Below are 18,636 nucleotides of genomic sequence, written 5' to 3'. Positions count from 1 at the left end.
ATGCCTCTACCCGACGATGACCACACCGGTTCCCGAATCCGCGAGCAACGCCGTCTCGCCCGGCTGTCTCAGCGCGAGTTGGCCGACCGGATCCCATACAGCCTCAGCCTCGTGAGCCAAGTCGAGTGCGGGGCCAAGCCCGCCACACCCGGGTTCGTGGCGGCCGTGGCGCAGGCTCTGCGCGTGGACTCGTCCGAGCTGACAGGAACGCCTGCAGTGACAGCCCTGCCCCCCGACCGCCTGCTCGCACTGGTCGCGCCAATTCGCGAGGCCCTCGACCGGTACGACCTCGGCCCGAACCCCGACGTCACCGCCGTCCGGCCCGTGCCGGAACTGGTGGCCGCAGCAGAGACGCTGTGCCAGCAGGTTCGAGCCACCCACCTGCGCGCCGCAGCCAAGGCCCTGCCCTCGCTGGTCGTGGAGCTGACCCACGTGGTGTGGACCACCCCGTCGACCGGCACATGGCGGGCCCTCGCCTCGGCGTACCGGACCGCGCACGACGTGGCGCTCAAGTTGGACCATCCGGACCTCGCGCGCGTCGCACTCGACCGGATGGGGTGGGCCGCCAGCCGGGCCTCAGATCCGTGCATGGAGGCGGTGCAACGGTACAAGCGCGGCACGCTGTGGCGAGGCGCAACAAGCCTCCAGCTCATCAAGTCGGGGCAGGGGCTGCTGACTGGCCAGACCAGCCGCGAGGCCCTCGCCGTGACCGGCCAACTGCACCTCGGCCTGGCCACGGTGGCCGCCAAGCAGAGGGACAGCGCCGGCGTCGAGGCGCACCTCGCCGCTGCGCGGGAACTGGCGGACCGAGTCGGCGGGGAGGCCAGCGATGTGCACTGGCTCTCGTTCGGCCGCACGAACGTCCGCCTCCACGAGCTCGGCACGTCGATCACGATGGGCGACTACGACACCGCCCTCGGCCAGGCCCGCGCACTGAAACTCCCGCCCTCGACGCTGACCTCGCGGCGGGCCCGCTACCTGGTGGACCGCGCCTACGTGGAGATGGAAGCCGGGTCGCCGAAGACGTCGCTGCGATATCTGGCGGACGCCCGGAAGGTCGCGCCGGAGCAGACCCGGCACCTGCCGGGTACGCGGGCGACGATCCGCGGCCTGGTCCACATGTCTCGTCGGGCGCCCGACAGCCTCGGCGGGATGGCTCGTTGGATCGGCATGTAGCAGGCGGAAGAGCACTCACAAATCTGTGAGTGTTCTGCCCTCCCTGGGGCGTCAGGCTGGTGTCCACCACCCGCTGACGACAGTAGGGAGCACCGGCATGAACGCCCACGCGACCTTCAACCACGTTGACCACCCGCTCCTCAACACCCGCGTGATCGACACCCGGTCGCTCCGCGAGGGCGTCCTCGCGGCCGTCCTGGACGAGGACGGCAAGCGGGTGGCGTACATCCGCGGCGACGACTGCCGCGAGTTCGACGCGCCGATCGAGTCCGTGCGGGCCGCGCAGTGAGCGGGTGGCGGAGCCTGGCCCAGATGCAGGCCGAGGCCGCGAACCTTCACGTGACCGGGCTCGGCCTGAAGGTCTGCCCGTCGCTGGCCCACCCGGGGGGCGTCTGCCGCGCCACCAAGGTGCCGTGCCCGCTCTGCCGCCGGCCGGGCAGGCTTGAGCGCCGGCTCGGCTCCGACATGGTGTACTGCGCGCCCTGTCAGGGCGGGTTCGGGATCCGGCACGATCCGGTGCGCTGCTGGCAGCAGGTCCGGTAGAGCCGTGCGCATCTGCTGCTACTGCCAGCGCACGATCCGCGGCGAGGCCCGGAAGCGCACCCCTGACTCCGCGTCCGGCGCACGTCCAGACGTGTACGCCCACCACAAGGGCGACCCGAAGTGCCGACCGATCACCGACCAGGACCCGGCCGACACCCACTGACTCCCGCCCCGGCGGCTCATTCCCTGCCAGGACCGCCACCGGGACGGGTCAAGCACCTCCAACCCAACAAGGAGGCACCACCGCATGAGTACCACCACCACGGCGACGACCACCAGCCTCGACGCTCGCCGGCTGATCAGCCCCGCCGAGTTCGAGGGCGTCGTCGCGACCGTCCTCGACAACAACGAGGGCATGGCGCCGGCCGACGCCGAGCGGATCACCGAGGAGGCCATCAAGTTCGTGGCGACGGCCGCGCGCGGCCGCGGGGGCATGCGCCCGTCCAGGACCGTCGACGAGGGCTGGCACGCGCTCATCCTGCACACCCGCGTGTACGCCGCGCTGTGCCGCAGGGTCGGCCGGTTCGTGCACCACATCCCGGAGCGGCCGGACCCGACCCGCCACGACCCGAGCGCCCTGGAGGCCACGCAGGCCCGCATCACCGCGGCCGGGTACGAGGTCGACCGCACGCTTTGGCTCGGCCCGTCCAACGGCTCCGTTCCGGTGGCCGCGGGGTGCGAGCACACCAGCTGCGGTGACTCGAACTGCGAGGCGAACTGCTCCGAGACGCACCCGAACTGACCGCGGATCGCTAGGCTGACAGGCTGTGAGCACCTCGTGGCAGAACGAGAACTACGGCGATCTGTTCAAGCACCTCAAGGCGATCCGGCGCAGCTGGGGCCGGCCCGGGACGCGGTCCGTGGGCAGAGGGTGCGCGAACTGCCGCGGCTTCCGGCGCACCATCCTCGTCGACGGTGAGCTGCGGGTCGTGTACAGCGAGCCCTGCCTCGCGTGCCGTGGCAACGGCACCACGGAACGGGCCGGCACGTCAGCCTGACGCCCGAACGCCTCGGTCGCCTCAGGGCGGCCGGGGCTACTCCCTGACCAGCTGCGAGAGCGGCACGCCGACGGCCCGCGCGATGCGGAGCAGCATGGTGAGGGTCGGGTCCGTGATCGCGTACTCAATCCGGTGGACCGTCTTGTTGTCGATGCCGACGCGCTCGCCCAGTTCCTCTTGCGTGAGGTCGGCGGCCTCCCGGGCTGCGCGTACACGTGCGCCGATGGTCTGGCGGCGGGTGACGAACCACTCAGGGGACGGGGCGGACGGCACCCGTCGACCCGCGCACCCCCCTCTCCCCCACACACCACACGACCCACCCCCAAAGCGAGTGCTGCCGAGGCAGCACACCCCGCACCCGGAAGCACCGGCGCACGCAGACCCCAGATCCCGACAAGGCGGCCGGCAGCCGGGACGGTTGGGGGCGACGGCCCGGCCGTCGCTGCGGCACCGGCCCCCCGCGAGGCCTGGCCAGCAGCGGGGACGGATGGGAGGCGACCACACAGCCGTCACTGCGCCGGCAGCAGCCCCCGCACGACGCCCGGCCAGCAGCCGGGACGGATGGGAGGCGACCGCCCCGCCGTCACTGTGCCGGCCGCAACTCCCCCGCGAGGGCCGCGACGGCGGCGGGGCCTACCCGGCAGCAGCCGCCGACGAGCCGGGCACCGGCGCGGTGCCAGGTCGCGACCGGCCAGGGTTCCGGTGCCGCGGGGGCGTGCCACAGGCCGGTGGCGGCGTCCCAGACGGAGCCGTCGTTGGGGTAGGCCACGACGGGTTTCCCGCAGGCGGCGGCCAGCCGTACGGCGCCCTCCACGTCGTGGGGGTCGCAGCAGTTCACGCCCACGGCGATGACCTCGGGCGCCTGGGCGGCCAGGGCGAAGGCCTCGGCGAGGGGCTGGCCGGCCCGGGTGCGGTCCCCCTCGACGGTGTACGAGAGCCAGGCGGGCGTGCCGGAGTCGGCGACCACCCGGAGCAGGGCCTCGGCCTCGTCCGTGTCCGGCACCGTCTCCAGCGCCAGTACGTCCGGCCGGGCGGCCAGCAGGGCGGTCACGCGGGGGCGGTGGAAGGCGGCCAGTTCGGCCACGGTGAGCCCGTACCGGCCGCGGTACTCGGAGCCATCGGCGAGGACGGCGCCGTACGGGCCGACGGAGGCCGCCACCCACACCGGGTGTCCGGGCGGTGCGGTGCGGGCGGCCCGGTCGGCCAGCTCCACGCTGCGCCGCAGCAGGCGGTCGACCTGGGCGGCGGTGCGGCCGCGGCGGCCGAACCCCTCGTGGGAGACCTGGTAGGAGGCGGTGATGAGGACCTCCGCGCCGGCGCGGACGTAGGCGGTGTGGGCGGCCTCGATCTGGTCGGGGGCCTCGTCGAGGACGCGGGCGGACCACAGTTCGCCGGAGAGGTCGCAGCCCTGGTCGGCGAGCTGGTTGCTGAGGCCCCCGTCGAGGAGGACCGGCCGGCGGGCCAGTTCCGCGGCGAGGGGCGTGGTGGCGCGCGCCATCAGCCGAGCTGGGGCATGACCCGGGCGGAGACCAGCTCCAGGTGGTCCAGGTCGTGCAGGTCGAGGACCTGGAGGTAGATCCGCTGGGAGCCGGCGGCCTGGTAGGCGCCGATCTTCTCCACCACCTCGGCGGGGGTGCCGGCCAGGCCGTTGGCCTTGAGTTCGTCGACGTCGCGGCCGATGGCGGCGGCGCGCCGGGCGACCTCGGCGTCGTCGGCGCCGACGCAGACGACGAGGGCGTTGGAGTACACGAGGTCGCCGGGGGCGCGGCCGGCGGCCTCGGCGGCGGCGCGGACCCGGCCGAACTGGCGCTCCGTGTCGGCGAGGGAGGCGAAGGGGATGTTGAACTCGTCGGCGTAGCGGGCGGCGAGGCGGGGGGTGCGGGCGGCTCCGTGGCCGCCGATGAGGACGGGCACCTTGCGCTGCGCGGGCTTGGGCAGGGCCGGTGAGTCGGTGAGGCGGTAGTGGGTGCCCTCGAAGGTGAAGGTGTCACCGGGCTTGGTCTCCCAGAGGCCGGTGACGATGGCGAGCTGCTCTTCGAGGCGGGCGAACCGCTCCTCGGGGAAGGGGATGCCGTACGCCTGGTGTTCGCGGGCGAACCAGCCTGCGCCGAGACCGAATTCGACGCGTCCGCCGGACATCTGATCGACCTGGGCGACCTGGATGGCGAGGACGCCGGGGAGGCGGAAGGTGGCGGCGGTCATCAGGGTGCCGAGGCGGATGCGGCGGGTCTCGCGGGCGAGTCCGGCGAGGGTGATCCAGGCGTCGGTGGGGCCGGGCATGCCGGGCGGTTCGTCGCCTTCGGCGAGGGGCAGTTCTGGGCCCATCCGCAGGTAGTGGTCGGAGCGGAAGAAGGCTCCGAAGCCCAGGTCCTCGGTGGCCCGGGCGACGCGGAGGAGGGTGTCGTAGTCGGCGCCCTGCTGGGGCTCGGTGAAGATGCGGAGATCCATGCCCTCATCCTGCCGCCCGGTCACCCCGGCCGGGTGAATCTGCGTCAACCTGGGAATTCGTGCCCGTCCCCGCCAGTGACCGGGGGTCGGGGAGATCGTTGGCCGGGTCGGAGCCGGACCGCCCGGCCCGCGCGCCGGGGCGTTCGCCCGGCGCGTCCACCGTCCCCTTCCCCGCGGGGAGGGGCCCGGGCCGAGGAGGCCGCCATGTCCCAGGATCACGTGCCCGAGCACACCGGACAGGCCGGGCAGGAGCAGACCGTGCCGGCGCAGGGCGGGGCCCCGAAGGGCCTGCTCCAGCAGATGGAAGAGCTGATGGCCGCCCTGAACGCCGACCTCTCGCAGCTCGACGCGGACCTCCAGACCTCCGCGGAGCGTCCCCGGACGGACGCCGTCCCGGTGGACCGCGCGCCGCACGCCGACCGTCCTGCGTCGCGTCCCTTCTGAGGCCGGCCGGAGGGAAGGCCGGTCGGCCGGAAGGCCGGGCAGCCGGTCGGCCGGCCCCCACCGGGGGCCACCGCCGCTGCCGGCCGGCATCGGGCGTGGTCCGGCCGGCCCGGGTCACTTCCTCCAGAACAGGTGGTGCGTGACACCGCTCGGGCTGGGGACGACGTCCAGGTGGAAGCGGTCCAGGAGCTCCTCGGGGGACTCCCAGAGCCGGACCCCGGTCCCGAGCTTCACCGGGGAGACCGCCACGTGCAGGGTGTCGACGAGGCCGGCGTCGAGGAACTCCCGGATGGTGGTGGCCCCGCCGCCGAGGCGTACGTCCTTGCCCTGCGCGGCCTCCCGTGCCTGCGCGAGGACGGTGGCCGGGTCGGCGTCGACGAAGTGGAACGTGGTGTCGGAGAGGGTGAACGAGGGCCGCGGGTGGTGGGTCATGACGAACACCGGGGTGTGGAAGGGCGGCTCGTCCCCCCACCAGCCCTGCCAGTCGTGGTCGCGCCAGGGGCCGCGCTGCGGGCCGAACTTGTTCCGGCCCATGATCTCGGCGCCGATGTTGTGCCCGAAGTCCCGGGTGAAGTAGTCGTCCAGGCCGCGGCTGCCGCCGGGGTCGGTGCGCATCGGCCAGCTCGCCGTGGCCCCGGCCCAGGCGAACAGGGCGCCGGGGTCGACGTGGCCGAAGGGCCTTTCGAGGGTCTGGTCCTCGCCGGCGCCGATTCCGTCGCTGGAGACGTTGAAGTTCTGGACGCGGAGCAGCTGGGTCACGGGTCCTCCTGAGTGTCGGTGACAGGGGGTGGACTCCCCGGGCCACGAAAACTCATCGCCGGCGCGACGGCCGGTCCGGCGACGGGACTTCCGGGCGGAGACCGCCCGTCCGGCCGTACCCGTCACCGGCCGGTCGTGACCGGTGGGTCCGCGCGCTCAGCGGCCCCGGCCCGCGGTGGGCGAGGCGCTGCCCCGGCCGGCGGCGTGGCGGCGCAGCAGCACGCGGACCCGGTCGCAGGAGTGGTCGAGCGTGTCGATGGTCTCGACGATGTGCCAGTACAGGTGGTCGTTCTCCGGTGCGCAGGCGACCGTGGTCAGGTCCCTGACCGTGTCGTCCAGCAGCGCTATGAGTCCGAGGAAGACCTGCCGGAGGTCTTCCATGCCGGAGAGCTGGGCGGCCCGGAGCGGGCCGCCGTCGGTTCCGGGCTCCGGTCCCGGGGCCCGGCGTTCGATCGTCGCGCAGCCCTTGCGTCCCGCGTCCCCGAGACCCCGGGCCTCCGTTCTGAGTTCGGGCGGTCCGGTGACCGCCAGCCAGCTTCCTATCTCCTGGGCGAGTGCCTGCGCCTGCAGTGCCTCCGCCATGGTCTCCCCCGCCGTCCGGCTCCTTGCCAGAGCGTGACGGCCGGCCGCGATGAGCCGTACCGCATCCATATGCCGTCCCCCGTCCGTACGACATCTTGCTGTCTAGCCACTACCCAGCGTGAGGGCAATGGACCCGTAAAGCCAGGGGTATTCGGAAATCTGTGGACACTCTCGCGGTTGCCGACAAGTCCATCACTCCGAAGAGTGACGACGGGGCGCCGAGGGGGGCGTGTCAGGTGTGCTCGGGGCGGTTCTGCCCGGGTTTTGCGGGGAAGCGGGTCTCGTTCCGGTCGATCTTCGCGTCGAGGGCGGCCAGCGGGTCCACGCCGAGCACCGCGCAGAACTGCAGGAGGTAGGCGAGGACGTCGGCGACCTCGTCGGCCACGCGGTGGGCCCGGTCCGGGTCGTCCATGACGCGGGCGGACTGTTCGGGGGTCAGCCACTGGAAGATCTCGACGAGTTCCGAGGCCTCGACGCTGAGCGCGACGGCCAGGTTCTTGGGCGTGTGGTACGGCTCCCAGCCGCGGGCCGCGGCGAACTCCGTGAGGCGGCGGCTCAGCACGTCGAGGGACGGCGGGGCGGGCCGGTCGTCTGCGTCTGTCACGGGGTCAGGTCTACCACCGACACACCGGGTACCCCGCGGGCGGCCCCCGCCGCGGCCTCGCCCACCGCGCCGGTCAGCCGGACGTGGCCGCGGGCGCAGCAGAGGAGGGCCAGGCGGAGGAGTTCGGCGGTCTGGCGGGTGTCGAGGGACCGGTCCATGCCGTCGGCGAGGACGGTGAGCGCCTGTTGGGCGGGGAGGAGTTCGGCGGCGGGGTCCATGGCGAGCACGCCGGGGCCGGTGAGCAGGACGAGCGCGAGGCCGAGGAAGCGGAGTTCGCCCTGGCCGAGGCGGCCGAGGGGGGTGGCTGCGCCGGGGCCGCGGTGGAGTTCGGCGACGGTGCGGCCGTCGGAGAGGGCGCGGGCGGCGAGGTCGGCGACGGGGCCGGCGCAGCCGCTGCGGGCGGCCCGGACGAGGGCGGCGTGCCGGGTGGCGCATTCGCCGCGGGTGCGGTGGAGGACGTCGGCGAGGTTGTCGCAGTCGCCGTGGAGGCGGCCGCCGGCGGCGGTGACGGGGGCGCGCATGCGGTCGGGCCGGGGGTCGCACGAGAAGACGGAGCGGAGGGCGACGACGACCTGTTCGGCGGCGGCGAGGACGCGGCGCTGGCCTTCGGTGCTGCCGGCCACGCGCAGGGGCAGCAGGGCGGTGCCGAGCCGGTCGTCGGGGAGGGGTGCGCGGGTGACGCCGGCGGGGCCGCCGGTGAGCCAGGCGGCCTGGACGGTGCGGCGGCCGGGGTCGCGTAAGGCGGTGGTGAGGAGGATCCGGCCGTCGGCGGTGAGGCGTTCGCCGACGATGCGGAGTTCGGGTTCCGCCTGGACGGCGAGGTCGAGGCGGGCGGGTCCTGCGGGGCCGTCGACGGTGCAGCCGATGCGGAAGCCGCGGCGGCCCTGGGCGTCGGGGGCGGCGCCTTCGGGCACGCAGGAGACCGGGTCGGGGAAGACCTCGGCGACGGGCCGGCCGGAGGCCAGGCGTGCCAGGCAGGCGTAGGCCTCCAGGGCGGTGGACTTGCCGCTGCCGCTGGGGCCGGTGAAGAGGGTGACGGGGCCGAGGGGGTAGGCCGCGCCGCGGTGGGAGCGGTAGGCGGAGAGGCGGAGTTCGGTGACCGCGGGGCGGGAGTGCGCGGGGGTGGCGTGTGCGGGGGTGGCGTGCATGCGCCGGACGCTACGCACCCCGTCCCGGGGCGAACCGTTCCGTCGTGGGGCCTTCCTACGATTGGGGGATGGCGGCGGCGATGCCCTCGACCTCGGTGCCCACGGGGGCGAGGAGGAAGACGTTCCGGTCGACCCGGTGCATGCCGCTGCCGAGGCCGAAGACCACGCCGCTGCTGAAGTCGAGGATGCGCTTGGCGACCTCGGTGTCGGCTCCCGTGAGGTCGAGGAGCACGGGGATCTGCGCGATCAGGTATTCGGCCACCTCGCGGGCGTCGGCGAAGACCTGCACGCGCAGGACGACGAACCGCCGCTGCCGTGCCGCGTGGTCGCCGGGGATGGTGCGGTGGTCGACCCGCGACGGCCATTCGTTGCGGCTGCGCAGGGGGACGACCTGGGCGAGCCCCTCCCACTGTTCGTCGGTGACGTCGTACCTGCTCACCGGACCACCTCGGCCCCGCCATTCATGTGCATCCGCCCATCCTCTCGTGTTTCACCCGATCAGCCCAACACCGACACGGGCGGAGTGCACCGGGTTCCGGACGTTCCCGCCCGCGGGGCGGCCGCGAGGGGTCACTGCCGGAGGGGGACGCGGTCAACGTACCCGGTGGAGCGGGCCCGGGAAGGATCGCGTGAAGTGTCTGGCAAGACTACTGACGGGTCAGTACCTTACCGCCAGGTCATCAGCCCCCGCCGCGTCAGGAGTCGCCCGTGAGCACCGGTACGCACCACAACTCCCTTTTTACATACGCCCGTTCGCGCCGCCGAGCCGGGATGGCGGCCGCGGCCCTGCTGGCCGCGCTGACCCTCGCCGCCCCCTCCCCCGCGTACGCGGCGCAGGACGGAGCGGGCTCCGGCCTGCGCGAGGTGCTGTTCGTCGGGAACAACTGGGAGGGCACCGCCGACGTGCTGGCGTCCTCCGGCGACCTCGCGCGGATCGGCCGGATCAACGTCGTGCCGGACAAGGAGGAGCGGCTCCGGGAGATATACCTCAACCCGGTGAAGCTCGCGTTCTTCCTCGGCGTCCGCAACACCGCCGGCGAGGGCCACGACCAGTTCGTGGACGACATGTACGCCACTCCCGACGGCACCGCGCTCGTGGTGTCCCGGCCCAGCTTCGCCGACGTGGTGTCCCTCGACCTGGCCACCGGCAGGGTCAACTGGCGCTTCGCCGTGTCCGGTTACCGGGCCGACCACATGGCGGTGTCGCCCGACGGCACCCGGGTCGCGGTCTCGGCCTCGACGGCGAACACGGTGCACGTGCTGGACATCGCCACCGGCCGCCAGGTCGGCTCGTTCGCCACCGGCGACAAGCCGCACGAGAACGTCTTCACCGACGGCGGCCGGTACCTGTGGAACATGTCCATCGGCGACGTCACCAGCGCCCTCGACGCGCCCTGGCTGGACTGGACGAAGGGCGACCGGAAGATCACCGTGGTGGACGCCCGGACCTTCGCCACGGTCAGGGTGATCGACATGCGGTCCCGGCTGGACGCCTTCGGCCGCTCCGACCTGTCCGACGCGGTCCGCCCGGTGGCGTTCACCCCCGACGGCTCGAAGCTGTACTTCCAGGTGTCCTTCTTCAACGGCCTGCTGGAGTACGACGTGGCCGCCGACCGGATCACCCGCTCCAAGACCCTGCCCAAGAACCCCGCCACCAGCGAGGACCGCACCACCTGGGTGAACGACTCCCGCCACCACGGGATGTCCGTGGACCCCTCGGGCGAGAAGCTGTGCGTCGCCGGGACGATGGACGACTACGCCACCGTCCTCGACCGGGCCACCCTCCAGGAGGGCCCGCTGGTGCCGGCCTCGAAGCCGTACTGGGCGACCGTGAGCGGCGACGGCAAGGCCTGCGTGATCTCCGAGAGCGGCGCCGACCGGGTCACCGCCATCGACTTCGCGACCGGCCGGAAGACCGTCTCGGTCCCGGTGGGCGACCACCCGCAGCGCGTCCGCCTCGGCCGCGTCCCGGCCGGCTGGACGGGTCAGGCCGCGGGCGGCGCGAAGTAGTAGCGGCGACAGCCGCGGAGCATGGCCTCCGCGGACAGCGTGAAGACGTCGACGAACTCGGACCGGCCCGTGCTCCCCATGACCACCACACGGTCGCCCTCGGCGACGATCCGGTGGATGAGGTGGCGCGCGGCCGGCACGAGCCCGTCGCGGTGCAGCCGGACCACCTCGGCGCGCCCGTGCCCGGAGGGCGCGTCGGGACGGTCCAGCTCCACCTGCTCGTGCAGCAGCGACCCGTAACCGTCCAGGTCCCCGCTGTCCAGGTAGTGGTAGGAAAGCCGTACGTGGTCGACCCCCGCGGCGGTGACGATGCGGCTCGGCGAACGCTCCCCGGCCTGCTGACTGTTCATCTCGTGTCCTCTCCTCCAGCCCTGGCCACTCTGCGCCGGAGGCACAACCGCGGACTATCTCCGCCCTATCACCACCACGGAATATCCACACCATGGACAAGCGCACACCTGTTCCGTAAGACTTCCTTTCGAGCCGTCCTCGAACGCCACTCCGCCGTGCCCCGAGCTGGGAGACGCATGACCGAACCTGCCGGCGGGGTGCGCCCTGTCCCGGAACCCCCGGTGTTCCGGATCCTCGGTCCGTTACAGGTCAGCGCCTCGGCCGGGCCCGTACGCGTCCCTCCCGGGCGGCAGGAGACGATCCTCGCCGCGCTGCTGCTGGAGGCCAACCGCGTCGTCAGCACCGACTACCTGGTCGACCTCATCTGGGACGACGACCCGCCGGACACCGCCCGCACCCAGGTCCAGATCTGTGTGTCCCGGCTTCGCAAACTCTTCACAAGCGCCGGCATCGACGCGGCCATCACCACGCGCCCGCCCGGTTACGTGCTCCGCGCCGCCGACGACAGCGTCGACGCCGCAGTGTTCGCCCGCACCGTGACCGAGGCCAGGCTCATGGAGAAGGAGGGGCGGGCCGCCCATGCCGCCGAACGCCTGCGTGCCGCGGGCGAGTTGTGGCTCGGCGCGTGCCTGGGCGGCATCACCAGCGACACCCTGCGCAGCAAGGCCCTCCAGCTCGACGAGGAGCGGCTGACCGCCCTGGAGGCCCGGATCCGGCTGGAACTGGACCTGGGCCGGCACCACGAACTGGTCGGCGAACTCCGGCTGCTGGTGCACGAACACCCCCTGCGCGAGCGGCTGCGCGGCCAGCTGATGCTGGCCCTCTACCGGTCCGGTCGGCAGGCCGAGGCCCTGGAGGCCTACCGGGTGGGCCGCGAACTGCTGGTGGAGGAGCTGGGGCTGGAGCCCGGTGAAGAGCTGCGGGCCCTGGAGTCGGCGATCCTGTCCGGCGACACCGCGCTGCGCCGGGGCGGACCGCCCGCCCAGGCCGGTACGGGCTCCCCCCCGCCCGGCACCGGGGGCGCGGCGCCCGAGGTGCCGGCGGCCGGGGCGCCCGTACCCGCCGCCACCGGACCGGGTGGTCCGGCCGCGGCGGCCGACGGTGGCGAGCCGGAGCCCGTGGCGGCGGCCCAGCGGCCGGCCGAGGTGCCGCGCCAGCTCCCGGCCGACACCGGCGACTTCGTCGGCGACGAGGAGCAGATCCGCACCATCGAGCAGGCGCTGCTGGGCGACGGATCGCGGCGCGCGGTCGGGGTGGCCGTCATCGTCGGCAAGCCCGGCACCGGCAAGTCCACGCTGGCCACGCACGTCGCGCACCGGCTGAGCGACACCCACTTCCCGGACGGACAGCTGTACTGCGACCTGCGCGGCACGGGCACCCACGCCACCCCGTCCGAGGTGCTGGGCCGTTTCCTGCGTGCCCTCGGCATCCCCGGCCCGGTGATCCCGGAGACGCTGGACGAGCGGGGCGAGATGTACCGGACGCTGCTCGCCTCCCGGCGGGTGCTGGTGGTGCTCGACGACGCGGCCGCCGAGTCCCAGGTCCGGCCGCTGCTGCCCGGCACCAGCTCCTGCGCGGTGCTGGTGACCAGCCGGGTGCGGCTCACCGGGCTGCCCGGGGCGTACCGGGCCGAGCTGGACGTGCTGGACACCGGGCGGGCGCTGGAGCTGCTGGTCCGGGTGATCGGCGCGGACCGGGTGGAGCGCGAGGCGGTCGCCGCCGAGGCGCTGATCCGTACGGTCGGCGGGCTGCCGCTGGCGCTGCGCATCGTGGCGGCGCGGCTGGCTGCGCGCCCGCACTGGTCCCTGGCGTCGATGGTGCACCGGCTCGCCAACGAGCGGCACCGGCTGGACGAGCTGACGCACGGCGAGATGACGATGCGGGCCAGCCTGTCCCTGACGCACGACGGGCTCGGGCCGGCCGACCGCAGGCTGCTGCGGCTGCTGAGCCTGGCGCAGGGGCCGACGCTGCCGGGCTGGCTGGCGGGGGCGCTGCTGGACGACGGCCGGCCGTTCCCCTCGGACCTGCTGGAGCCCCTGGTCGACGTACAGATGCTGGACGTGGTGGGGGTGGAGAGCACCGGCGGGTTCCGCTACCGCTTCCACGAGATCATCCGGGTGTTCGCGCGCGAGCAGTTGGCCGCCCACGACGAGCCGGCGGTACAACGGCAGGCGCTGGAGCGGATGTTCGGCGGCTGGCTGGCGCTGGCGGAGACCGCGCACCGGCGGATCTACGGCGGGGACTACACGGTGCTGCACGGCGGGGCGCCGCGCTGGCGGCCGCCGGAGCCGGTCGTGGACGAGCTGCTGGTCGACCCGCTGGAGTGGCTGGACAGCGAGCAGGCCAACCTCTGCCAGGTCGTGGAGCACGCGGCGGCCGAGCGGATGGACGAGCTGTGCTGGGACCTGGCCACGACGCTGGTCACGCTCTTCGAGGTGCGCGGCTACCACGACCACTGGGAGCGCACGCACCGGCTGGCGCTGGACGCCGTACGCCTGGCCGGGAACAAGCGGGGGACGGCTGCGCTGCTCAGCTCGCTGGGCTCGCTGTACCTCAGCCGCAGCCAGTACGAGGAGTCGCGGACCTCGCTGGAGTCCGCGCTCGGCCTGTTCCTGGAGCTCGACGAGCCGGGCGGGCTGGGCCTGTGCCGGCGGGACCTCGCGCTGCTGGAGCGGATGCGCGGCAACGACGAGCGGGCGCTGACGCTGTACGACCGGGCGCTGAAGGACTTCGACCTGGCGGGCGACGTGGTGGGGCGGGCGATCGTGCTGACCCAGAGCGCGCACGTCTTCATGCGGCGGGGCGGGACGATGACCGCGCAGGGCCAGCTGGACGAGGCGCTGGCCATCTACCGTTCCGTCGGTTATACGGGCGGCCTCGCCCGGACGCTGCGGCGGGTGGGCCAGCTGATGCTGAGCCAGGGGGAGCACGAGCAGGCGGTGCGCACCCTCACCGAGGTGCTGGAGCTGTGCCGGAAGAGCGGCGACGTGATCGGCGAGGGGCATCTGCTGCGGGACCTCGGCCAGGCCCTCGCGGGGATGGGCCGGGTCGGCCAGGCCCGGGATTTCCTCGACCGGTCCCTGGAGGTGCGGGAGCAGATCATGGACCATGCGGGCGCGGCGCTGGTCCGGCTGGACCTCGCCCGGCTGCTGGGGCGGACCGGGGAACGTTCCCGGTCGCGGGATCTGCTGGAGTCCGCGGCGCAGGCCTTCCGGGACCGGAGCATGGCACGTGAACTGCGCGAGGCGGAGCTGCTGCTGGAGGCGGCGGGCTGACGTCCGGCCTCTATGCCGGCCCGTCGGCGCTTCGGGCGATCGGGCCGGAGCGCGGTGGGGCGGCAGCGCCGGCGTTGAAGCGCCCGGAGGTGAGGGAGCCCCGAAAGATTCAGTCCCAGGGGTTGTTGTCGCTGGTGGCGGTGGGGGTCGGCTGGACCTGGGTCTGGGCGGGGGCCGGGTTGGTGCCGGCCTCCGCGCCGTCGGCCTGTGCGGCCTGGGCGCCGAGCGCGGCGGCGCCGGCGATGACGACGGTGACGACTGCGGCGCGGAGGGCCTTGGCGAGGTTCATCTTCTCTTCCTTTCGTCGTGGGCGTCCGCCCTGGTGAGGGGCCCTTCCGGGCTCCTCCTTCCTTGTGGGCACCACGTTAGGAAGGGGCGGAATCCCCGCACCGTCCGCGCGCCTATCGCGGCGCTATCACCGGCCCGGCCGGTGATAGCGGGGGGCGGGGCGTGATAGCGGCCGGCCGCTCGTGATAGCGGTCCGGGGGGCCGCGATAGGGGCCGGCGCCGGGGTGGTGGGCGCGGTGATGCCTGGCGGATAGCGCGCTGCCGACGATGGGAACCCACGACGACGTGGGGAGTACGAGATGACCATCACCGGCCCTGTCGCCCCGGAGCGGGACGCCTCCCACCAGGAGGTTCCCCCGCAGGGGTCCGACCAGCAGGCGACCTCGCAGCTGGGCGCGCTGATCCGCCGGCACCGGCTGCGGATCGGGCTGACCCAGCGGGAGCTGGCCGATCTGTCCACGATCAGCGTGCGGGCCATCCGCGACCTGGAGCAGGGCAAGGCGAGAAGGCCCAGAACGGACACCGTCCGGCTGATCGCCGACGCGCTGCGGCTGGGCCCGCGGGCGCGGGCCGCGCTGGAGGGGGCGGCGCAGCAGGGCCGGGGCGGCTGGGGGGCGGTGAAGTCGGGGTTCGACGCGGAGCCGGCGGCGCCGCCGACCGCCCTGCACCCCCTGGTGGGCCGGGAGGCGGAGACCGAGGTGCTGGTCCGGGAGCTCGGGTCGGCGGCCGAGCGGCTGGTGAGCCTGGTGGGGCTGAGCGGCGCGGGCAAGACCCGGCTGGCGCTGGAGGTCGCGGAGCGGCTGCACGGTGGGGGCGTCCCGGTGCTCTGGTACGCGTTCCCCGGCGCGGTACGGGACTACCTCGACCCGACGGGGCCGGAGCTGGCGGCGCTGCTGGGCGACTGCGCGGAGGCGCTGTTCGGGGCGGGCGGCGGGACGGGCTCCGGGTCCGGCTCCGGATCCGGGTCGGGCTCCGGGTCCGGGTCCGGGTCCGGGTCCGGGCGGGCGGTCCCGTACGGGGGGACGGGCGGCGGTGCGGGCTCCGGGGTCCCGTACGGCGCAGAGCATGCGGAGTCCGGGTCGGGCGGGGTGTGCGGCCTGGCAGAACTCGTCGGAGACCGGCCGGCGCTGCTGGTCCTCGACGGCGCCCCGGAGCACGGGCCCCGGTTCGACCGGCTGACCCGGCTGCTGCGCGAGTGCCCGGGGCTGCGGCTGCTGGTGACCGCGGAGCAGCCGTGGGAGGTGCCGGGCGAGCGGACCTTCGTCCTGGGACCGCTGGAGGTGCCGGCGCCGGAGGCTGCCGGGGAGGCGGTCACTGCGGCCGCCGCGGTGCGGGTCTTCCTGGGTCATGTGCGGCGCGTGCGGCCCGAGTTCAGTGCCTGCGGCGAGGACCTGCTGCTGGCCGCCGAGGTGTGCCGCCGGCTGGACGGGCACCCGATGGCGCTGGGGGCGGCGGCCTCCTGGCTCGCCGTCTGCGACCTGCGCACGCTGCGGGACTGCCTGGAGGGGGATCCCGCGCCGTTCCTCGACCACCTGGCGGGCGGCGACGGGGGCCGCCGCTTCCGGGACGCCCTGCACCGCCGGCTGCTGCGGCTGCCCGCCGGCCACCGGTCGCTGCTGGCGGCCCTGCGTGCCGTGCCCGAGGGGGACTTCGGGCTGCCGGACATCGTCCGGCTGACGGGGGCGGGCCTGGCGGACTGCGGCCGGATGGTGCGGGACCTGCTGGTCTGCGGGGCCCTGCGGTCCACCCACGAGGCCGGCCGCTCCGTGTTCCGGGTGCCGCACCTGGTCCGTGCCTTCCACCCGGACGCCACCCCCGGAGCCCTGCCCGCGGCGGCGGCCGGAGTGCCCGCCTGAGCGGCGGCCACCCGGCACCTCCGCCGCCGAGCTGCTGGCGGAGTGCCGTCCCAACTGCCGCTCGGAGGAGGGCCGTCGGGGTGAGATGGCTCCGCCCGGCCCGAACGTCCCCCGCCCCGGGGACGGGCGGACGGCCGTGCGGCAACCGCACCGACCACCCACCGTGAACCGAGGAGCCCCCATGGCGTCTGAGCCGACCGCCGCACGGCTGCCCCTGTCGGCCGCGCAGCGCGACATCTGGATGGCCCACGAGCTGGACCCGAGCGGCTGCCGCTACAACATCGCCGAGTACCGGGAGATCCACGGGCCGGTGGACACCGCGCTGTTCGCCCGCTGCTGGGAGCAGCTGGTGCGCGAGTCCGACGCCCTGCGCACCCGGGGCGTGGAGTCCGGCGAGGACGGCCCCCGGCAGCTGGTGGACGGCGAACCGAACGGCTCGGAGCTGGAGTTCCTGGACCTGACCGGCGCCGAGGACCCGGCGGGGGCGGCCCACGCCTGGTGCGTCGCGGCCGTCAACACCCCCTTCGACCTGGCGCGGGGGCCGCTGTGCCGGCACGCGCTGGTCAAGGTGGCGGAGGACCGTTTCGTCTTCTACAAGAGCTACCACCACCTGGTGATCGACGGGATGGGAGTGGCGCTGCTCGACGCGCGCCTCCAGGAGCTGTACGACGGCGCCCTGGCCCGCGAGCCGTGGGGGCCCGGCCCGTTCGGGAGCCTCGCGGAGCTGCTGGCGGAGGACGCCGCGTACCGGGGGTCGCAGGCGGCGGCCGAGGACCTGGCCCACTGGGCCGGGCGGCTCGCGGACCCGCCGGAGACCCCCCGACTGGCGGAGGGCCGGACGACCGCCGGGGCCGGGGTGCAGGCTGCGGCCGGGTCCATTGCGCGGGCCGGGCTGCCGTTCGTGCGCCGGAGCGTGTCGCTCCCGGCGGCCGAGGCGGACCGGCTGCGGGCGGCCGCCCGGGCCCGCCGGGCGCCCTGGTCGATGCTGGTGATCGCGCTGATCGCGGGGTACCTGCACCGGGTGAGCGGGGCCGGCGAGCTGCTGCTGGGCCTGCCGGTGACCGGCCGGACCACCGAACTGGCCCGCCGCACTCCGGGGATGTGCTCGAACGTGATCCCGCTGCGGGTGGCCGTGCAGCCCGGGGAGACCCTCGCCGGGCTGCTGGGCACGGTGGTCGGCGAGGTGCGCGGCGGGCTGAAGCGGCAGCGCACCCGGTACGAGGAGACCGTCGCGGCGCTCGGGGCGGACGGGGCGGGGCGGCGGACGGCGACCCCGCTGGTCAACATCATGGCGTTCACGCCGGGGATGACCCTGGGCGGGCACCCGACGGTGCAGTGCAACCTGAGCAACGGCCCGGTGGAGGACCTGGCGGTCGGCATCTACGACCTGGGGCCCGAGGCGGGCATGCGGATCGACTTCGACGCCGCCCCGGACGTGTGCGACCTGGACGCGGTCGCCGCCCACCAGGACCGGCTGCTGCGGTTCGTCGACACCGTGCTGGCCGAGGGTGCCGAGGAACTGCCGCTCCAGGACGTGGAGTTGCTCGACGCGGTCGAGCGGCGGCTGGTTCTGGAGGAGTGGAGCGGGTGGTCGGCCCGCGGGGACGCGCCCGGCGGGGACGGGACGCTGGGCGGGCTGTTCGAGCGGCAGGCCCGGCTCCGTCCCGGGGCCGCGGCGCTGGTGTACGAGGGCGAGGTGGTCCCGTACGGGGAGCTGGACGCCCGCGCGAACCGGCTGGCCCGCCACCTGCGGGCCCAGGGCCTGGGGCGGGGCGACCTGGCCGGCGTACTCCTGGACCGCGGCATCGAGTTCGCCGTCGCCGTCCTGGCGGTGGTCAAGGCGGGGGCCGGGTACGCGCTGCTCGACCCCGAGTTCCCCGACGACCGGCTCACCGGAACCGCCCGGGACGCCCGGATCGCGCTGCTCGTGACGGACGAGCGGCACGAGGACCGGGTGCGCGGGGACTGGGGCGTGGTGTGCGTCGACCGGGAGCGCGAGGCGGTGGCGGGCCGGTCTGCGGCGGATCCGGGCGTGGCGGTGACGGGTGACGACACGGCGTGCGTGATGTTCACGTCGGGGTCCACGGGCCGGCCCAAGGGCATCCTCTCCAGCCACCGCAACCTCGTCTCGACCGTCACCGGCCAGACCTACGC

Annotated in this window: 21 protein-coding genes; 11 read left to right on the top strand and 10 right to left on the bottom strand. The window is 74.3% G+C overall.

Going from position 1 to position 18,636, the window contains the following annotated elements; translation table 11 throughout:
* The 6 genes from ACIF6F_RS27610 to ACIF6F_RS27585 all read left to right on the top strand — a co-directional run bounded on the left by ACIF6F_RS27610 (position 1) and on the right by ACIF6F_RS27585 (position 2,717).
* The gene (locus tag ACIF6F_RS27610) at positions 1-1,176 is read left to right on the top strand and encodes a helix-turn-helix domain-containing protein (protein ID WP_399952193.1); all 1,176 of its coding nucleotides are present in this window, start codon (positions 1-3) and stop codon (positions 1,174-1,176) included.
* Between the two features lie 97 nt (positions 1,177-1,273).
* On the top strand, positions 1,274-1,465 hold the full coding sequence (locus ACIF6F_RS27605; protein WP_399952190.1) for a hypothetical protein: 192 nt from the start codon (positions 1,274-1,276) through the stop codon (positions 1,463-1,465).
* A 23-nt stretch (positions 1,466-1,488) separates the two neighbouring features.
* The gene (locus ACIF6F_RS27600; protein ID WP_399952187.1) at positions 1,489-1,719 is read left to right on the top strand and encodes a hypothetical protein; all 231 of its coding nucleotides are present in this window, start codon (positions 1,489-1,491) and stop codon (positions 1,717-1,719) included.
* A 4-nt stretch (positions 1,720-1,723) separates the two neighbouring features.
* The gene (locus ACIF6F_RS27595; RefSeq protein WP_399952183.1) at positions 1,724-1,882 is read left to right on the top strand and encodes a hypothetical protein; all 159 of its coding nucleotides are present in this window, start codon (positions 1,724-1,726) and stop codon (positions 1,880-1,882) included.
* 84 nt (positions 1,883-1,966) lie between these two features.
* Positions 1,967-2,461 (top strand): glycine-rich domain-containing protein, encoded by a 495-nt coding sequence (locus tag ACIF6F_RS27590; RefSeq protein ID WP_399952180.1) that lies wholly within the window; start codon positions 1,967-1,969, stop codon positions 2,459-2,461.
* 25 nt (positions 2,462-2,486) lie between these two features.
* Positions 2,487-2,717, top strand: a complete 231-nt coding sequence (locus ACIF6F_RS27585) for a hypothetical protein (RefSeq protein WP_399952171.1) — start codon at positions 2,487-2,489, stop codon at positions 2,715-2,717.
* Between the two features lie 36 nt (positions 2,718-2,753).
* Here the strand turns inward: ACIF6F_RS27585 and ACIF6F_RS27580 are convergent, their stop codons facing one another.
* The 3 genes from ACIF6F_RS27580 to ACIF6F_RS27570 form a co-directional block, all read right to left on the bottom strand.
* Positions 2,754-2,990: a helix-turn-helix transcriptional regulator gene (locus ACIF6F_RS27580; RefSeq protein WP_399952168.1), complete on the bottom strand. Its 237-nt coding sequence runs from the start codon at positions 2,988-2,990 to the stop codon at positions 2,754-2,756.
* Between the two features lie 310 nt (positions 2,991-3,300).
* On the bottom strand, positions 3,301-4,215 hold the full coding sequence (gene mmuM / locus ACIF6F_RS27575) for a homocysteine S-methyltransferase (protein WP_399952164.1): 915 nt from the start codon (positions 4,213-4,215) through the stop codon (positions 3,301-3,303).
* Positions 4,215-5,165 carry an LLM class F420-dependent oxidoreductase gene (locus ACIF6F_RS27570; RefSeq protein ID WP_399952159.1) on the bottom strand — a complete coding sequence of 317 codons (951 nt, stop codon included), beginning with the start codon at positions 5,163-5,165 and terminating at the stop codon, positions 4,215-4,217. The genes mmuM and ACIF6F_RS27570 overlap by 1 nt, the downstream gene beginning before the upstream one ends.
* Before the next feature lie 204 nt (positions 5,166-5,369).
* Here ACIF6F_RS27570 and ACIF6F_RS27565 point away from each other — a divergent pair, with 204 nt between their 5' ends.
* Complete coding sequence (locus tag ACIF6F_RS27565) at positions 5,370-5,609, top strand: hypothetical protein (RefSeq protein WP_399952155.1); 240 nt, start codon at positions 5,370-5,372, stop codon at positions 5,607-5,609.
* 114 nt (positions 5,610-5,723) lie between these two features.
* Here the strand turns inward: ACIF6F_RS27565 and ACIF6F_RS27560 are convergent, their stop codons facing one another.
* From ACIF6F_RS27560 to ACIF6F_RS27540, 5 genes are all read right to left on the bottom strand, one after another.
* Positions 5,724-6,368: a dihydrofolate reductase family protein gene (locus ACIF6F_RS27560; RefSeq protein ID WP_399952152.1), complete on the bottom strand. Its 645-nt coding sequence runs from the start codon at positions 6,366-6,368 to the stop codon at positions 5,724-5,726.
* A 156-nt stretch (positions 6,369-6,524) separates the two neighbouring features.
* Entirely contained in the window at positions 6,525-7,019 is a 495-nt protein-coding gene (locus ACIF6F_RS27555) for a DUF6099 family protein (RefSeq protein ID WP_399952148.1), read from the bottom strand.
* 163 nt (positions 7,020-7,182) lie between these two features.
* Complete coding sequence (locus tag ACIF6F_RS27550; protein ID WP_399952145.1) at positions 7,183-7,554, bottom strand: nucleotide pyrophosphohydrolase; 372 nt, start codon at positions 7,552-7,554, stop codon at positions 7,183-7,185.
* Complete coding sequence (locus ACIF6F_RS27545; RefSeq protein WP_399952142.1) at positions 7,551-8,702, bottom strand: AAA family ATPase; 1,152 nt, start codon at positions 8,700-8,702, stop codon at positions 7,551-7,553. The genes ACIF6F_RS27550 and ACIF6F_RS27545 overlap by 4 nt, the downstream gene beginning before the upstream one ends.
* Positions 8,703-8,757: 55 nt before the next feature.
* Complete coding sequence (locus ACIF6F_RS27540) at positions 8,758-9,141, bottom strand: cell division protein SepF (RefSeq protein ID WP_399952139.1); 384 nt, start codon at positions 9,139-9,141, stop codon at positions 8,758-8,760.
* A 332-nt stretch (positions 9,142-9,473) separates the two neighbouring features.
* Here ACIF6F_RS27540 and ACIF6F_RS27535 point away from each other — a divergent pair, with 332 nt between their 5' ends.
* Positions 9,474-10,712: a YncE family protein gene (locus ACIF6F_RS27535; RefSeq protein WP_399952136.1), complete on the top strand. Its 1,239-nt coding sequence runs from the start codon at positions 9,474-9,476 to the stop codon at positions 10,710-10,712.
* Here ACIF6F_RS27535 and ACIF6F_RS27530 read toward each other — a convergent pair.
* Positions 10,688-11,062 carry a nuclear transport factor 2 family protein gene (locus tag ACIF6F_RS27530; RefSeq protein WP_399952133.1) on the bottom strand — a complete coding sequence of 125 codons (375 nt, stop codon included), beginning with the start codon at positions 11,060-11,062 and terminating at the stop codon, positions 10,688-10,690. The two genes, ACIF6F_RS27535 and ACIF6F_RS27530, sit on opposite strands and share 25 nt — an antisense overlap.
* Positions 11,063-11,239: 177 nt before the next feature.
* Here ACIF6F_RS27530 and ACIF6F_RS27525 point away from each other — a divergent pair, with 177 nt between their 5' ends.
* A complete protein-coding gene (locus tag ACIF6F_RS27525; RefSeq protein WP_399952130.1) occupies positions 11,240-14,338 on the top strand; it encodes an AfsR/SARP family transcriptional regulator in 3,099 nt (1,032 codons plus the stop codon).
* A gap of 109 nt (positions 14,339-14,447) precedes the next feature.
* Here the strand turns inward: ACIF6F_RS27525 and ACIF6F_RS27520 are convergent, their stop codons facing one another.
* Complete coding sequence (locus ACIF6F_RS27520) at positions 14,448-14,627, bottom strand: hypothetical protein (RefSeq protein WP_399952126.1); 180 nt, start codon at positions 14,625-14,627, stop codon at positions 14,448-14,450.
* 298 nt (positions 14,628-14,925) lie between these two features.
* Here ACIF6F_RS27520 and ACIF6F_RS27515 point away from each other — a divergent pair, with 298 nt between their 5' ends.
* Both ACIF6F_RS27515 and ACIF6F_RS27510 read left to right on the top strand, forming a co-directional pair.
* A complete protein-coding gene (locus ACIF6F_RS27515) occupies positions 14,926-16,482 on the top strand; it encodes a helix-turn-helix domain-containing protein (protein WP_399952123.1) in 1,557 nt (518 codons plus the stop codon).
* A gap of 181 nt (positions 16,483-16,663) precedes the next feature.
* A partial coding sequence (locus ACIF6F_RS27510; RefSeq protein WP_399952119.1) for a condensation domain-containing protein occupies positions 16,664-18,636 on the top strand: 1,973 nt, incomplete at its 3' end.

The sequence above is a fragment of the Streptomyces sp. NPDC086023 genome (assembly GCF_044540325.1).
Lineage (GTDB): Bacteria > Actinomycetota > Actinomycetes > Streptomycetales > Streptomycetaceae > Streptomyces.
The sequence above is the reverse complement of the archived record's forward strand: the minus strand, read 5'-3'. Positions and strand labels throughout refer to the sequence as shown.

Excerpts from the sequence above, each read along its gene's own strand:
- ACIF6F_RS27545 (WP_399952142.1), bottom strand. The coding sequence starts at position 8,702 with ATGCACGCCACCCCCGCACACGCCACCCCCGCGCACTCCCGCCCCGCG.
- ACIF6F_RS27590 (WP_399952180.1), top strand. The coding sequence starts at position 1,967 with ATGAGTACCACCACCACGGCGACGACCACCAGCCTCGACGCTCGCCGG.
- ACIF6F_RS27525 (WP_399952130.1), top strand. The coding sequence starts at position 11,240 with ATGACCGAACCTGCCGGCGGGGTGCGCCCTGTCCCGGAACCCCCGGTG.
- ACIF6F_RS27530 (WP_399952133.1), bottom strand. The coding sequence starts at position 11,062 with ATGAACAGTCAGCAGGCCGGGGAGCGTTCGCCGAGCCGCATCGTCACC.
- ACIF6F_RS27535 (WP_399952136.1), top strand. The coding sequence starts at position 9,474 with ATGGCGGCCGCGGCCCTGCTGGCCGCGCTGACCCTCGCCGCCCCCTCC.
- ACIF6F_RS27600 (WP_399952187.1), top strand. The coding sequence starts at position 1,489 with ATGCAGGCCGAGGCCGCGAACCTTCACGTGACCGGGCTCGGCCTGAAG.
- ACIF6F_RS27570 (WP_399952159.1), bottom strand. The coding sequence starts at position 5,165 with ATGGATCTCCGCATCTTCACCGAGCCCCAGCAGGGCGCCGACTACGAC.
- ACIF6F_RS27605 (WP_399952190.1), top strand. The coding sequence starts at position 1,274 with ATGAACGCCCACGCGACCTTCAACCACGTTGACCACCCGCTCCTCAAC.
- ACIF6F_RS27565 (WP_399952155.1), top strand. The coding sequence starts at position 5,370 with ATGTCCCAGGATCACGTGCCCGAGCACACCGGACAGGCCGGGCAGGAG.
- ACIF6F_RS27515 (WP_399952123.1), top strand. The coding sequence starts at position 14,926 with ATGACCATCACCGGCCCTGTCGCCCCGGAGCGGGACGCCTCCCACCAG.
- ACIF6F_RS27610 (WP_399952193.1), top strand. The coding sequence starts at position 1 with ATGCCTCTACCCGACGATGACCACACCGGTTCCCGAATCCGCGAGCAA.
- ACIF6F_RS27555 (WP_399952148.1), bottom strand. The coding sequence starts at position 7,019 with ATGGATGCGGTACGGCTCATCGCGGCCGGCCGTCACGCTCTGGCAAGG.
- mmuM (WP_399952164.1), bottom strand. The coding sequence starts at position 4,215 with ATGGCGCGCGCCACCACGCCCCTCGCCGCGGAACTGGCCCGCCGGCCG.
- ACIF6F_RS27520 (WP_399952126.1), bottom strand. The coding sequence starts at position 14,627 with ATGAACCTCGCCAAGGCCCTCCGCGCCGCAGTCGTCACCGTCGTCATC.